The organism is Thiomonas bhubaneswarensis, assembly GCF_001418255.1.
Lineage (GTDB): Bacteria > Pseudomonadota > Gammaproteobacteria > Burkholderiales > Burkholderiaceae_C > Thiomonas > Thiomonas bhubaneswarensis.
The window spans coordinates 79688-92743 of sequence record NZ_LIPV01000008.1; the positions used below are offsets into that span (position 1 = coordinate 79688).

The 13056-nt window shown below is 65.5% G+C and carries 13 protein-coding genes and 1 riboswitch; of the genes, 8 read left to right on the forward strand and 5 right to left on the reverse strand.

Annotated features, from left to right (window positions below; all coding sequences use genetic code 11):
- Window positions 1-7: 7 nt before the first annotated feature.
- A complete protein-coding gene (ntrC, locus tag ASC45_RS11410) occupies window positions 8-1492 on the forward strand; it encodes a nitrogen regulation protein NR(I) (protein ID WP_055451166.1) in 1485 nt (494 codons plus the stop codon).
- A 3-nt stretch (window positions 1493-1495) separates the two neighbouring features.
- Here ntrC and ASC45_RS11415 read toward each other — a convergent pair whose 3' ends face one another.
- Window positions 1496-2263: an exodeoxyribonuclease III gene (locus tag ASC45_RS11415; protein WP_055451167.1), complete on the reverse strand. Its 768-nt coding sequence runs from the start codon at window positions 2261-2263 to the stop codon at window positions 1496-1498.
- Between the two features lie 119 nt (window positions 2264-2382).
- Between ASC45_RS11415 and ASC45_RS11420 the strand changes: the two genes are divergently transcribed.
- Genes ASC45_RS11420 through ASC45_RS11430 form a run of 3 tightly spaced genes read left to right on the forward strand, consistent with a single transcriptional unit; the run spans window position 2383 to window position 4990 of the window.
- Window positions 2383-3270, forward strand: a complete 888-nt coding sequence (locus ASC45_RS11420) for a metal ABC transporter solute-binding protein, Zn/Mn family (RefSeq protein ID WP_055451168.1) — start codon at window positions 2383-2385, stop codon at window positions 3268-3270.
- Window positions 3216-4154: a metal ABC transporter ATP-binding protein gene (locus tag ASC45_RS11425; protein ID WP_082454379.1), complete on the forward strand. Its 939-nt coding sequence runs from the start codon at window positions 3216-3218 to the stop codon at window positions 4152-4154. The genes ASC45_RS11420 and ASC45_RS11425 overlap by 55 nt, the downstream gene beginning before the upstream one ends.
- Window positions 4151-4990: a metal ABC transporter permease gene (locus ASC45_RS11430; protein WP_055451170.1), complete on the forward strand. Its 840-nt coding sequence runs from the start codon at window positions 4151-4153 to the stop codon at window positions 4988-4990. Before ASC45_RS11425 ends, ASC45_RS11430 begins: the two co-directional genes overlap by 4 nt.
- Here ASC45_RS11430 and ilvD read toward each other — a convergent pair.
- Window positions 4952-6637 (reverse strand): dihydroxy-acid dehydratase, encoded by a 1686-nt coding sequence (gene ilvD, locus ASC45_RS11435; RefSeq protein WP_082454391.1) that lies wholly within the window; start codon window positions 6635-6637, stop codon window positions 4952-4954. The genes ASC45_RS11430 and ilvD overlap by 39 nt on opposite strands.
- Before the next feature lie 160 nt (window positions 6638-6797).
- Here ilvD and lgt point away from each other — a divergent pair, with 160 nt between their 5' ends.
- The gene (gene lgt / locus ASC45_RS11440; protein WP_055451172.1) at window positions 6798-7625 is read left to right on the forward strand and encodes a prolipoprotein diacylglyceryl transferase; all 828 of its coding nucleotides are present in this window, start codon (window positions 6798-6800) and stop codon (window positions 7623-7625) included.
- Here lgt and ASC45_RS11445 read toward each other — a convergent pair.
- The 3 genes from ASC45_RS11445 to ASC45_RS11455 all read right to left on the reverse strand — a co-directional run bounded on the left by ASC45_RS11445 (window position 7614) and on the right by ASC45_RS11455 (window position 8866).
- Entirely contained in the window at window positions 7614-8072 is a 459-nt protein-coding gene (locus ASC45_RS11445; RefSeq protein WP_055451173.1) for a PIN domain-containing protein, read from the reverse strand. The two genes, lgt and ASC45_RS11445, sit on opposite strands and share 12 nt — an antisense overlap.
- A 222-nt stretch (window positions 8073-8294) precedes the next feature.
- On the reverse strand, window positions 8295-8627 hold the full coding sequence (locus ASC45_RS11450; RefSeq protein WP_055451174.1) for a cell division protein ZapA: 333 nt from the start codon (window positions 8625-8627) through the stop codon (window positions 8295-8297).
- A complete protein-coding gene (locus tag ASC45_RS11455; RefSeq protein ID WP_055451175.1) occupies window positions 8624-8866 on the reverse strand; it encodes a hypothetical protein in 243 nt (80 codons plus the stop codon). Before ASC45_RS11455 ends, ASC45_RS11450 begins: the two co-directional genes overlap by 4 nt.
- 51 nt (window positions 8867-8917) lie before the next feature.
- Window positions 8918-9149, forward strand: a riboswitch (cobalamin riboswitch).
- A 251-nt stretch (window positions 9150-9400) separates the two neighbouring features.
- Between ASC45_RS11455 and ASC45_RS11460 the strand changes: the two genes are divergently transcribed.
- The 3 genes from ASC45_RS11460 to ASC45_RS11470 are packed head-to-tail and all read left to right on the forward strand — an operon-like array spanning window position 9401 to window position 13001.
- Complete coding sequence (locus ASC45_RS11460; RefSeq protein ID WP_245610044.1) at window positions 9401-11245, forward strand: TonB-dependent receptor domain-containing protein; 1845 nt, start codon at window positions 9401-9403, stop codon at window positions 11243-11245.
- 23 nt (window positions 11246-11268) lie between these two features.
- Window positions 11269-12219 carry a FecCD family ABC transporter permease gene (locus ASC45_RS11465; RefSeq protein ID WP_055451177.1) on the forward strand — a complete coding sequence of 317 codons (951 nt, stop codon included), beginning with the start codon at window positions 11269-11271 and terminating at the stop codon, window positions 12217-12219.
- Complete coding sequence (locus tag ASC45_RS11470; RefSeq protein WP_055451178.1) at window positions 12219-13001, forward strand: ABC transporter ATP-binding protein; 783 nt, start codon at window positions 12219-12221, stop codon at window positions 12999-13001. The genes ASC45_RS11465 and ASC45_RS11470 overlap by 1 nt, the downstream gene beginning before the upstream one ends.
- Window positions 13002-13056 lie beyond the last annotated feature (55 nt).

Genomic DNA, 13056 nt, shown 5'->3' on the forward strand with positions numbered 1-13056 from the left:
GCCGGCGATGAAACCGATCTGGGTGGTCGATGACGATGCCTCCATCCGCTTCGTGCTGGAGAAGGCGTTGCAGAAGGCGGGCATGGAGGTGCGCAGCTTCTCCAACCCGCGCGACGTACTGAGTGCCTTAGCCGACGCCTGCCCGCAGGTGCTCATCAGCGACATTCGCATGCCAGGGGGCAACGGCATCGACCTGTTGCAGCAGATCCGCCAGTCGCACCCCGGCCTGCCCGTCATCATCATGACGGCCTATTCCGATCTCGACAGCGCCGTGGCTTCGCTTCAGGGCGGAGCGTTCGACTATCTGAGCAAGCCTTTCGATGTGGAAAAGGCCGTCGAGCTGATCCAGCGGGCGGTCGATGAAAGCCTGCGCGAAGAGCAGGCCGACGAAGCGCACAACGAAACCCCGGAACTGCTCGGTCAGGCCCCGGCCATGCAGGACGTGTTCCGCGCCATCGGTCGGCTGGCACATTCTCAGGTCACCGTGCTGATCACGGGCGAATCCGGCTCGGGCAAGGAGCTGGTCGCGCGCGCCCTGCACAAGCACAGCCCGCGGTCGGGCGGGCCGTTCGTTGCCATCAACACCGCGGCCATCCCCAAAGACCTGCTCGAGAGCGAGCTGTTCGGCCACGAGCGCGGCGCCTTCACCGGCGCGCAGACCATGCGGCGCGGTCGCTTCGAGCAGGCCGAGGGCGGCACCTTGTTCCTCGACGAAATCGGAGACATGCCGCTCGAACTTCAGACCCGGCTGCTGCGTGTGCTCTCCGATGGCCACTATTACCGGGTGGGCGGGCACAGCGCGATCAAGGCCCATGTTCGCGTCATCGCCGCGACGCACCAGAACCTGGAGCAGCGCGTCGCGCAGGGGCAGTTCCGCGAGGATCTGTTCCACCGGCTCAACGTCATCCGTCTGCGCCTTCCGCCCTTGCGTGAGCGCAGTGAAGACATCGCGCCGCTCACCCGGCACTTCCTGCAGCGCAGCGCGCAGGAGCTCGGCGTCGAGCCCAAACGCATCTCCACCGAAGCCCTGCACGTGCTGCAGCAGTTTCCTTTCCCGGGCAATGTGCGGCAGCTGGAGAATCTGTGTCAGTGGCTCACTGTCATGGCCCCGGCGCAGACGATTCAGGTCAAGGATCTGCCTGATGAGTTGCGTCCCGGCGCAGCCTCGGCGGATGCCGTTTCTAGGCCCGCCACAGCACCTGCACCTGCCCCGACCTCGCCGCCCGTGCCAGCGGCGCCGACCGATCTGCCTGCCGAAGTCGCGCAGCTACCCCACGACGACTGGGAACGCAGCGTGGAGCAGGTGGCGCTGGGCCTGATCCGCAACGGCGAGCCCGACGTCATGCACCAACTCACCCAGCGTTTCGAGCGCGCGGTCATCAGCGCCGCGCTGACGCAGACCCACGGAAGGCGCATCGAAGCCGCACATAAGCTGGGGATCGGGCGCAACACCATCACGCGCAAGATTCAGGAACTCGGCATGGAAGACTGAGCGTCAGGTCTCCAACTCGGCCACGACCGGGGCGTGATCGCTGGGCCTTTCGTTCTTGCGCGGTGCCTTGTCGATGAAGCATTGCCGCAACGAGGCACGCAACGATTCGCTCAACAGAATGTGATCGATGCGCAGGCCCTGGTTCTTGCGAAAGGCCAGATTGCGATAGTCCCACCAGCTCCAGCTTTTGGGCGGCTGCTCGAAAGCGCGAAAAGCGTCGAACATACCCAGGTCCAGCAGGCTGCGGAAATGAGCGCGCTCTTCCGGCGTGCAGTGAATCTGGCCCTCCCAAGCGACCGGGTCATAGACGTCGCGGTCTTCCGGGGCGATGTTGAAGTCACCGACCAGAGCCACCTTCGCGTCTTGCGCCAGCTCCTTGGCCAGCCAGGCCTGCAAGGCGTCGAGCCACTGCATCTTGTAGGCAAATTTGTCGCTGCCAGGCGCCTGACCGTTGGGGAAGTAGGCGCCGATCACCCGAATCTCCCCGAACGTCGCGGCGATCACGCGCGCCTGTGGGTCGTCCAGCCCTGGAATGCCGCGCTGAACCTGCTGCGCCGGTTCGCGGCTGAGCAAGGCCACCCCGTTGTAGGTAGGCTGGCCCAGCCAGACGCTGTGATAGCCCGCCGCGAGCAGGTCGGCATGCGGAAAGCGGTCATCGGTCAGCTTGGTCTCCTGCAACGCCAGCACATCGGGCGACTGGGCATGCAGCCAGTCGAGCACCTGCGGCAGGCGCACGGAGAGGGAGTTGACGTTCCAGGTCGCTATTTTCATGGTCGTGGCGTGCAAATAGCCGCATTTTGCCTGTCGCACCACGGTGTTCGCGTTGCCGATCGTTACATGGGCCGTTTGCGAGACGTTATACAGTAACGAAACGGATTCGATTCATTGTCATGAAACTTCAAACCTTTTTGTCTGGCCTTGCGACCTTCCTGATCCTGGTGGTTGCGCCGAGCCATGCGGCGCAGGCAGAGCCGATTGCCATCGTGGCGGCCGAGAGCACCTACGGCGTGATCGCACAGGCCATAGGCGGGACGCAGGTGAAGGTGGACAGCATCATCAACAATCCGAACGTCGACCCCCATAGCTTCGAGGTCACGCCCGCCGTGGCGCGCAAGGTGGCCAAGGCGCAGATCGTCCTGCTCAACGGCATCGGCTATGACGACTGGATGAGCAAGCTGCTGGCGGCCAATCCCGCGCCGCATCGGCAGGTGATCGTAGCCGCGGAGCTCGATCCCACCCTGATCATGCCTGATCGCAACCCGCATGTGTTTTACGACCCGTTGGTGGCCCTCAAGGTGGCCGTGAAGCTGACCCAACTGCTGCAGCAAGCCGACCCGACCCATCGCGAGGTGTTCGCCGCCCGCCTTCGGCAATTCGAAGCGCAACTGGACCGGCTGACTGCAGCGCAGACGGCGCTGGCCAAACGCCATCCGGGGCTCAAGGTCACGGCGACCGAGCCTGTCGTAGGCTATCTGCTGCGACAACTGGGATGGACCAGCCTGGGCGAGAAATTTCAATTCGACGTGATGAACGATACCGAGCCATCCCCCGCCGAAGTGGCGCGCTATGAGGACAACCTGCGCGAGCACAAGGTGGCCCTGCTGTTCTACAACCGCCAGGTGACCGACCCACTGACCGACCGGCTGCGCGAGTTGGCGCGTCGTTCTGGGGTGCCGGTCGTGGGCGTCGATGAATTCGTGCCACCGAACACAGGCTACGTCCCATGGCAAATGCAGACGCTATCGGCCATCGAGCAGGCGCTGGGCAAAGCCCACTGATCGTGGCGAGCGATTCATCGACGGCGAGCAAAGGCGGCGGCTGGGCCATCCAGACGCAAGGTCTGCGCTGCTCGCTCGGCGGGCGCGTCGTGCTCGACGGTCTGGATCTCGCCATCCGCCCCGGGCAGTTCGTCGGCGTGTTCGGAGCCAATGGTGCGGGCAAGACCACCTTGCTTCGCGCCTTGCTCGGATTGCAACCTCTACAGGCGGGCCAGTTGCGGCTGCTCGGGCAGGACGGCGTCTCAAAGCGCAGGCTGATCGGCTACGTCTCGCAGCGCGACCCCGTCGGCGCCGACAGCTTTCTGCGGGTGCGCAGCTATGTGGCCGCGGCGTGGCAAGGCGAACGCTGGGGCCTGGGGCTGCGCCATGCCGCCCAGCGCATGCAGGCCGTCGAAGCCGCGCTGCAGGCCGTGGACATGGCAAGTCTTGCCGAACGTGGCATGGACAGCCTCTCCGGTGGGCAGCGCCAGAGGGCGCGCATCGCCCAGGCGCTGGTCAACCCGGTGCGCATTCTGCTGCTCGATGAGCCGCTCTCCAATCTCGACCCCCAGGCCCAGCAGCGCATCCTGCAGACGGCGCGCAGGCTCTGCACCGAACAGGGCCTGACCGTGCTGATGACCGCGCACGACATCAATCCGCTGCTTCCCCACATGGATCAGGTGCTGTATCTCGCGGGCGGGCGAGGGCGTCTGGGCACGGTCGATGAGGTGGTCAACGGGCCGACGCTGTCGGCGCTCTACGGCATGCCCATGGCCGTAGCGCGAGACGGCGGATATCGGTTCATCCATCCTGTGGGCGGCTTCATACCCGAAGAGGCCAGCCATTGCGGGCACGATCACGGTCACGGGGAAGTCGACCCATCGGACCTTGGAGACGGGGCATGATGCTCGGACTGGAGTACGGCTTCATGCGCCACGCGCTCGTGGCGGGCAGCGCGATCGCCGTTCTGAGCGCCGCAGTGGGCTATTTCATCACCCTGAGGCGGCAGGCTTTTGCCGCGCATGCGCTCTCGCATGTCGGCTTCACCGGCGCGGCCGGCGCCATTCTTCTGGGGCTGAGTCCGTATCTAGGCCTGTTCGCCTTCACCCTGGCCAGCGGCGTGGCGCTGGCGCTGACGGGCGGTCGCCTGCGTCAGCGCGATATCGGCATCGGCATGGTGCTCATGTTCGCGCTAGGGCTGGGGGTGCTATTTCTCAACCTCTACACCGCCAACGCGCAGTCGGCGATGAGCATTCTGTTCGGCAGCATCGTGGGTATCACCGGCGGGCAGGCGCTGCTGTCGGTGCTGGTCTGCGTGGCAGGGCTGGCCGCGTTGGCGCTGCTGTATCGGCCGCTGTGTTTCGCCAGCTTCAACCCCGAAGGCGCCCAGGCGCGTGGGGTGAACACGCGGCGGCTCGACGTGCTGTTCATCCTGCTCGTTGCCGCTACCGTGGCCATCGCCGTGCCGGTAATCGGCGCCTTGCTCATCTTCGCCTTGCTGATCGGGCCTGCGGCCACGGCGCAGACCCTCAGCCGCAGCGTGGCCTCGGGCCTGGGCCTGTCGGTGGCGCTGGGGCTGGGGGTGACCTGGGGTGGGCTGGCGGCGGCGTATTACATCGGCTTTCCGGCCAGCACCTGGATTGCTTCGCTGAGCTTCGGCTCTTATCTGATCGGCCATGCGTGGCGCGCCTGGCGGCGCGGCTCAGCCCAGATCGGCGTCGAGCACGGCACCCCGGTGTGAGCTGCCGACCAGAGTGGCGAACTTGGCCATGACCCCACGGGTGTAGCGTTGGCTCGGCGGCGTCCAGGCCGCGCGACGCCGGGCCAGTTCATCGTCGTTGACGTGCAGGGTCAGGCTCAGCGAGGGCGCGTCGATGGTGATGCTGTCGCCCTCTTGGACCAGGGCGATGGGGCCTCCGACCATGGCTTCGGGTGCGACATGCCCGACCACCATGCCCCAGGTTCCACCCGAGAACCGCCCATCGGTGATCAGCCCGACCGACTCTCCCAACCCCGCGCCTACCAGCGCCGAGGTCGGAGCGAGCATTTCGGGCATGCCCGGGCCGCCCTTCGGGCCGAGGTAGCGCAGCACCATGATGTCGCCGGCCTTGATGGCCCCGGCCAGAATCGCTTCCAGGGCGCTCTGCTCGTCGTCGAAGACCCGCGCCGGGCCGGTCATGCTGGGCTTCTTCAAGCCGGTGATCTTGGCCACGCAGCCGTCCGCGGCGAGATTGCCCTTGAGGATGGCGAGGTGGCCGTGGGCATACATGGGTTTGTCGATCGGCCGGATCACGTCCTGCTCGGCACTGGGGCGGGCGGGAACGTCCGCGAGATTTTCGGCCACCGTCTTGCCGTTGATGGTGATGCAGTCGCCATGCAGCAGCCCGGCTTCGAGCAACACCCTCATGACCTGCGGAATGCCCCCCGCGCGGTGCAGATCGGTGGCGACATACTTGCCAGAAGGCTTCATGTCGCAGAGTACCGGGGTGCGTTGGCGGATCACCTCGAAGTCTTCGATGGAGAAAGGCACTCCGGCCGCGTGGGCGATGGCCAGAATGTGCAGCACGGCATTGGTCGAGCCGCCAGTGGCCATGACCACGGCCACCGCGTTTTCCAGCGCCTTGCGGGTGACGATGTCCCGTGGCTTGAGTCCGGCGCGTACCGCGGCAAGCAGCGCCTGGCCGGAGTCCCGCGCGGATTGCACCTTTTCCTCGTGGACGTTCGCCATGGTGCTTGAATAGGGCAGCGACATGCCCATGGCCTCGATGGCGCTGGACATGGTGTTGGCGGTGTACATGCCTCCGCAGGAACCGCTGGTGGGCACGGAGCATTGCTCGATGGCGTCGAAATCGGCATCGCTCATCCGCCCGGCGGCGTGCTCGCCGACGGCCTCGAAGACCGAGACGATGTTCAGATCGCGGCCCTTGTAATGGCCCGGCAGGATGGTGCCGCCATAGATGAAGATGCCCGGCACATTGCAGCGGAGCATGCCGATCATGGCGCCGGGCATGTTCTTGTCGCAACCGCCCACGGTGACCACGCCGTCCATCCACTGCCCCTGCACACAGGTCTCGATGCAGTCAGCAATGACCTCGCGCGACACCAGCGAGTACTTCATGCCCTCGGTGCCCATGGACATGCCGTCGGCAATCGTCGGCGTGCCGAACATCTGCGGATTGCCGCCCGCCGCGCGCACGCCCTCGATGGCGGCGTCGGCCAGGCGCTGCAAGCCGGAGTTGCAGGGCGTGATGGTCGAGTGGGCGTTGGCGATGCCGATCATCGGATTGCTGAAATCCGACTTCTTGTAACCCATGGCGTAGAACATGGAACGATTGGGTGCGCGGGACGCGCCCACGGTGATGTTTTCGGAACGCAGTTTCTGGCTCATGGCAGGCATAGGGTGCGAATCAACGTACGGTCATTGTCGCGCGGTAAGCCGCCACCGTCGCGGGCTGGGCACCCGCGCAGAGGTATCCAAAGGTAAATGTTGAGCCGCGCGGCGGGCGCCTGAAAGGAATGCCGCAGCCGACCCCGTACACTTCACGCCCATGCTGATCCACCCCGACTTCAACCCCATCGCCCTGCAGCTTGGCCCGATCAAGGTGCACTGGTACGGCATCATGTATCTGCTGGGCTTCATCACCTTCTGGCTGCTGGCGCAAAAGCGTCTCAAGGACCAGCCCTATGCGCGTCAGGGCTGGACTTCGCGCGACATCGAGGATTTGTTGTTTGCCGGAGTGCTGGGGGTCATCCTTGGGGGGCGCACCGGCTATGTGCTGTTCTATCAGCCCGATTACTACTTCACCCATCCGGCGCAGATCGTCGCGGTATGGGACGGCGGCATGTCGTTTCATGGCGGGCTGCTCGGCGTCATGGTCGCGGCCTACTGGTTTGCGCGCACTCGCCGCTACTCCTGGTTGCAGATCATGGACTTTGTCGCGCCGCTCATCCCCCCGGGGCTGGCGTTCGGCCGCATCGGCAACTTCATCAACGGTGAACTTTGGGGCCGGGCGGCACCCGCATGGTGGCCGGGAGCGATGATCTATCCCGAGTCCGGTAGCATGGTTCCGCGCTTTCCATCCGAGCTGTACGAGATGTTTCTCGAAGGCGTGGTGTTGTTCACCGTGCTGTGGTGGCTGTCGCGCAAGGAACGGCCGCGCGGCTTCATCGCCGGGTGTTTTGCGCTGGGCTACGGCTTGGCGCGCTTCACCGCCGAATTTTTCCGTCAGCCCGATGCCTTCCTCGGCTATCTGTGGTTTCACCTCACCATGGGCCAGTTGCTGTCGATCCCGCTCATCCTTCTGGGCAGCTTGATGATCTGGTGGTCGCTGCGGCGCAGAGACCGTCTGGCTGCGCAGGGACAGTCAGCCGCCTGAACCGCAAGGCGCGTCGATGTGTTCCGGCGCGCCGATCATCAGGCCCAGCGGTCTGGCGCTGCGCGCCAACTTCAGGACGGCGCGGTCGCGGCTCAGAAGCGCGATGGCGGCCTGCACCAGCGCCAGGTCGAGAAACATCTGATCGTTAGGGTCGGCGCAGATCAGTCGGCGTTGACCCGGAGGACTTGCGCAGCATCGGCCCCAGCGATCGAAACAGGCGTCGATCTTCGCGGCTGAATCGGCGGGGTCGAAACGCCGGGCCAGCGCCGGGTAATGGATCACGCGCAAGGCTTCGTCCCGCATCGACGGGCAATAGACCCATGCCACATGGCTCTGTCGAATGGACTGTGCCCAGGCCTGCGTTCGCGCATCGTCGAACAACACCCAGTCGAGCAGCACCTGCGTGTCAAGCACGCAGCGAGGCATCGAAACAGGGGGAAGGGTCATGCGGGAGAGGTGTCTGCCGGAACCGGATTGAGCGTTGATCCCTGAACCCTACTGGGACAGGTGGGCAAGGTCACTGCGCTTTGGGGACGTCTGCGCGAGACGTCACGCGCACACACAGAATTTCCAAGCCCGAGGCACAAATTTATCGGTTCAGGAAATGCCGACCCAAGCCAGTCCGACAGACGAAACCATTGTAGGGCGCCCTCATGCGAGGGCAAGACGTCAGAGCAATTTACCCTCGGCCCCCAAGGCTTCGTCGAGCTGGCGGGTGAGCTGGGCGACGGCCTGAGCATCTTCTTCAAAGGCCAGGGAGGACTGCACGGACTCACCCCCGGCTTTCGCAGCCTGGCGTGCCTCGATCAGGCTGTGGGCCAGATTGAGCGCGGCGAGCACCGCGATGCGTTCGCGGGCGCGCACCTTGCCCATGTCGCGAATGGCGCACATTTCCGTGTCGACTTCGCGCACGGCGGCCAGCAGCGCCGCCTGCTCGTCCGCGGGGCAGGCCAGGGTGTAGATCTGGCCCATGATGTTCACATCCAGCGTGGTCGTGCTCATGCTTGAGAGTCGGGCTCGCCCGAAAGGGAAGGGGTCTGATCCAGCCTGGCCAGCAGTTTATCGATCCGCTGTGTGGCGTCATGCAGGCGCTGTCGCAACTGGTCGCGCTCGGCTTCGAGGCCCTGGAGGCGCTCGGTCAGCAGAGCGTTGGTGCGCAGCAGCTCGTTGTGTCGCAGCAGCAACCGCTCGACGCGCGCATGCAGCTGGGCGATGGCGGGGGAGGGCTGTCGTTCGTCCATACGGCTGATTCTAAGGCGGCACCGACCTCGACCAGACTCGACTTGCGCCCAGCTAAGATGTCGTGCGTTGGTGCTCGCGTGGCGGTTCACGCCTCGCAGTTAAACGGGAAACAGGAAGAGACATGCCTGCGGCAAACGCTCCAGCCTGTGCTGCCCCCGCAACGGTCAGCGACCGAAGGCTCTGCCTTCTGTTCGGACGCTTCATCCACTGAATCCGCGGATTTGGGAAGGATGTCCGGATCGCGTCGCCAGCCCGGATACCGGCCAACGACGAGGGAACGCGCAGCCTCGGGGCGACGCAGCGCATCAAGGCCGGAGAGGGGCTTCGCCCCGCCAGTGCAGGGCCGTGATGCGTTCGCCAACGCGAGGCGGCGCTTCTCAGCCGCGCCAGCCGTGCGGGGGAACACGGCAGCGCTTTTCTCTCCGAACTCATCAGCCATGACTTTCAAGTCTTCATTCCTGGGCGTCGCGCCCGTCCCGTCCTTGCGTCGCCGTGCCGCGGCGACCCTTCCGTCCAGTTTGTTCGCGCGTTCCATGCTGGCTACCGCGCTGGGCTCCACCACGCTTGCCGCGCATGCGCAGACAGCTGTGCCCGATGCCACGGCGCTGCCTCCCGTGGTGGTGTCGGCCACAGGCTACCCTCAGGCGCTCTCGCAGGCGCTGCCCAGCGTGAGCGTGATCACCCGAGAGCAGATCGAAGCCTCGGGCGCGCAGAACCTCACCACCCTGCTGCAACAGGTGGCCGGCGTGCAGGTCACGAGCAACGGCGGCCCGGGGCAGTCGGGGAACGTTTTTCTGCGCGGCTTTGGCGGACCGGATGTGCTGGTGCTGCTCGACGGGGTGCCGATGAACGCGCAGGACGCCACTGGCGTCGCCTATCTCAACAACTTCACCACCGACCAGATCCAGCGCATCGAGATCATCCGCGGCAACGTCTCGGCCATCTACGGCTCGGGCGCGATCGGCGGCGTGGTACTCATCACCACGCGTCAGGGCAGCAAGACGCCGCAGGCTTCGGTATCGGTCACGGCGGGCAGCCGCAACACCGCGACGGTCTCGGCCAACGCCAGTGGACAGGTGGGCCACACCGCCTTGCAGGCGGGCATCAGCCGCTACACCACCCAGGGCATCAGCGCCATCAATCCCGCGCAGCTCGGCAACGCCAACCCCAACGCCAACGGCTATCGCAACACCACGATGAACGGCTCCATCGTGCAGACCCTGGCGCCCGGACAGTCGCTGGGACTTCGCGCATTCCGCAGTGAAGGCCGCGCCAGCTTTGATAGCTATGGCTCCTACGCCAGCCCAACGGACACCAATCTGAGCCGTACCACGCAAGACCTTTACCAACTGTTCAGCGACAACCAGATCACCGCAGCATGGCAGTCTCATCTGAACGCCTCGCAGCAGAGCACGACCAACACCACGCAGAACTTCAGCGCCTTCCCCTACAGCAGCACCTATCGCACGAGGGTGCAGCAGTTGCAGTGGCGCAATGTGGTGGCTCTCGGCGCCGGATGGACGGCAACCGGCGGACTGGAACTTCAGCGACAGTCGATTGCCTCGATCACCGGCTCGATTCCGGGCAAGGAGCGCAATGCGAAGGCTGCCTTCATCGGTCTGGACGGCAGTTTCAGCGGCAATGAAGTGCAGTTGAACCTGCGCCACGACGCCATCGACGGGTATTCCGGCGAGAACACCGGCTATCTGGGCTACGGCAGAGAACTCGGCGCAGGCTTCAAGGCCATCGCCAGCTATTCCACCGCCTTCAATGCCGCGCCGCTGGGCTATCTCTATGCGCCGTATTACGGCAACCCGAACCTGCGCCCTGAGAAGGCGCACTCTGTGGAAGCCGGGTTGCAGTGGTCGCAAGGGCCGAACGTGTGGCGTGCCACGCTGTTCCAGACCAAGGCGACCGATCAGTGGCAATACGACTTCACCACCAGCACCTTCCAGAACATCGCCAGCAGTCGCACCCGTGGGCTGGAATTGAGTGGGCGCGGCAACTGGAACGGCTGGACTTACGACGCCAACCTCACCCTGCAACAGCCGGTCAACACCAGCCAGCCGGGGGATCCAACCCTGCAACGTCGTGCCCGCAGCATGGCCAACGTTTCGGTTCAGCGCGAGTTCGCCTCGGTGCTGTATGGCGCGAGCGTGCATTACAGCGGTCCGCGTTGGGACAACGGCCCGTCAGGCAGGGTGACGCTGGGCGCCTACAGCACTGTCGACCTCACCGCCAGCGGCGCCTTGTCCAAAGACTGGAGCTGGAACGCGCGGGTGCAGAACCTGTTCGACAAGAAGTACCAGACCGTCTATGGCTACAACCGCGAACCCCTCGGCGTGTTTCTGGGTCTGACCTGGCGGCCCGCACTCTGATACTCCTCGCATCCGCCATCACCATGTCCGCCGATTCTTCGATGCGCCTTGTCGATCGGAGCGCCGCGCGCCTGCGCTGGGGCTTGCCTGTGCTGCTGGCGGTGGTGGTGGCGGTGGCGGTGTCGGTGGGTGAGGGCGGCTGGAATGCGGACATCATCTGGCAGCTCAGGCTGCCACGCGTGCTCGCCGGGATGGGGGTCGGCGCGCTGCTGGCCCAGGCGGGGCTGAGCATGCAGATTCTGCTGCGCAATCCGCTGGCCGATCCCTACGTGCTGGGCGCTTCGGGCGGCGCCGGGCTGGGCGCCATCGCGGCGCTTCTTTTCGGGGCGGCGCTGTGGCTGGGCAGTGTGATCGGTGCGGGTCTGGTCCTGCTGCTGCTTCTGCTCATGGGGAGTCGCTTCATGGCCAGCCGCGATGACGAGGCCTCGGCGCAACTCATTCTGATCGGCGCCATGCTCGCGGCCATTGCCGGGGCGCTCTCGACCCTGTTGTTGAGTCTGGTGCCCGATCAACAGCTTCGCGGCGCCATGTTCTGGCTGGTGGGCAATCTCTCCGGCGCCGAGCATGGGCTGGCCCTGTGTGTGCTGGCGGTGCTGGCCGCGGGCTGGCTGGCATGGCGGCAGCGGGCCTACGACCGTCTGCTGCTCGGCAGCGAGGCAGCCTGGCTGCTCGGCGAGCCGGTGGCCCGCATACGTCTGGAACTGGTGCTCCTCGCGGCAGTGGCGACTGGGGCCTCGGTGGCCGTGGCGGGCGCGGTGGGCTTCGTCGGCCTGGTCGTGCCGCAGGCTCTGCGGCTGCTCGGTTTGCACCGCATGCGCGATCTGGCCTGGGCTGTGCCCCTGGCGGGGGCAGCCCTCGTGGTTGCGGCGGACACCCTGGCGCGCGGCATCATCATGCCCTACGAATTGCCAGTGGGGGCGGTGACGGCTCTGGTGGGCGCTCCGATATTCATTCTGATGCTCAGGCGGAGCTGATGCGGGACGAACGCCCCCTTGCTCAAGACGCGGCCATGCTGCAAGTCGGGCATCTTGATGTGCTGGCGGGGCCGCATTTGCCCATCCTGGCGCACGGCGTGCAGTTCAAGCTCGGACGGGGAGAGCGCCTGGGTCTGATCGGACGCAACGGCGCCGGAAAGTCCACCCTGCTGCGTCAGCTCGGCGGGCTACTGCCGCTGGCCGGCGCCGATGCCGAACTGATGCTGGACGGCCATTCCTGGCATAGCATGGATGTCGAGACCTTCGCCCGGCTCAGGGCGCTCATGCCCTCGCAGACGCGCGACCGCTTCAATCTGCCGGTGCTGGCGCTGCTCGAATTGGCCCAGCCGCGCCTCGATCTGCCATCGGCCCGGGAGGCTCTGCTTAGCGTCGACGCCTGGGCGCTGCGCGACCGCAATCTGCTCTCCCTGTCCGCCGGGGAGCGCCAGCGTGTCGCGCTTGCGCAGGCCCTAGTACAGGGCGGCCCCTTGCTGCTGCTCGATGAACCCGTCGCATTCCAGGATCCGGGCCACCAGCGCCTTGTCGGCAGCTTGCTGGAAACCCTGAAAGACCGCATCGTGGTGTTTTGCGCACACGACATCAACTGGGTGGCGCAACATGCCACGCATGTGCTGGGACTCGGGCTGCGCCGCGCGCCACAAGACTGGTTTTTCGACCCGACCGAACAGGCTTTGCAGCCGCAGCGGCTGCACGATTTATACGACTGCGACTGGACGCTGCTGCGCGACGCTGGCGGTCGAAGCGCCTGGTTCACTCCATAGCGTTAACAGGCCCTAGAGCCTGTCGGGTTTGCCTCCCAGCAAGCCGTGCGCAGAT

Excerpts from the sequence above, each read along its gene's own strand:
- ntrC (WP_055451166.1), top strand. The coding sequence starts at position 8 with ATGAAACCGATCTGGGTGGTCGATGACGATGCCTCCATCCGCTTCGTG.
- ASC45_RS11415 (WP_055451167.1), bottom strand. The coding sequence starts at position 2,263 with ATGAAAATAGCGACCTGGAACGTCAACTCCCTCTCCGTGCGCCTGCCG.
- ASC45_RS11420 (WP_055451168.1), top strand. The coding sequence starts at position 2,383 with ATGAAACTTCAAACCTTTTTGTCTGGCCTTGCGACCTTCCTGATCCTG.
- ASC45_RS11425 (WP_082454379.1), top strand. The coding sequence starts at position 3,216 with ATGGCAAATGCAGACGCTATCGGCCATCGAGCAGGCGCTGGGCAAAGC.
- ASC45_RS11430 (WP_055451170.1), top strand. The coding sequence starts at position 4,151 with ATGATGCTCGGACTGGAGTACGGCTTCATGCGCCACGCGCTCGTGGCG.
- ilvD (WP_082454391.1), bottom strand. The coding sequence starts at position 6,637 with ATGAGCCAGAAACTGCGTTCCGAAAACATCACCGTGGGCGCGTCCCGC.
- lgt (WP_055451172.1), top strand. The coding sequence starts at position 6,798 with ATGCTGATCCACCCCGACTTCAACCCCATCGCCCTGCAGCTTGGCCCG.
- ASC45_RS11445 (WP_055451173.1), bottom strand. The coding sequence starts at position 8,072 with ATGACCCTTCCCCCTGTTTCGATGCCTCGCTGCGTGCTTGACACGCAG.
- ASC45_RS11450 (WP_055451174.1), bottom strand. The coding sequence starts at position 8,627 with ATGAGCACGACCACGCTGGATGTGAACATCATGGGCCAGATCTACACC.
- ASC45_RS11455 (WP_055451175.1), bottom strand. The coding sequence starts at position 8,866 with ATGGACGAACGACAGCCCTCCCCCGCCATCGCCCAGCTGCATGCGCGC.
- ASC45_RS11460 (WP_245610044.1), top strand. The coding sequence starts at position 9,401 with ATGCTGGCTACCGCGCTGGGCTCCACCACGCTTGCCGCGCATGCGCAG.
- ASC45_RS11465 (WP_055451177.1), top strand. The coding sequence starts at position 11,269 with ATGTCCGCCGATTCTTCGATGCGCCTTGTCGATCGGAGCGCCGCGCGC.
- ASC45_RS11470 (WP_055451178.1), top strand. The coding sequence starts at position 12,219 with ATGCGGGACGAACGCCCCCTTGCTCAAGACGCGGCCATGCTGCAAGTC.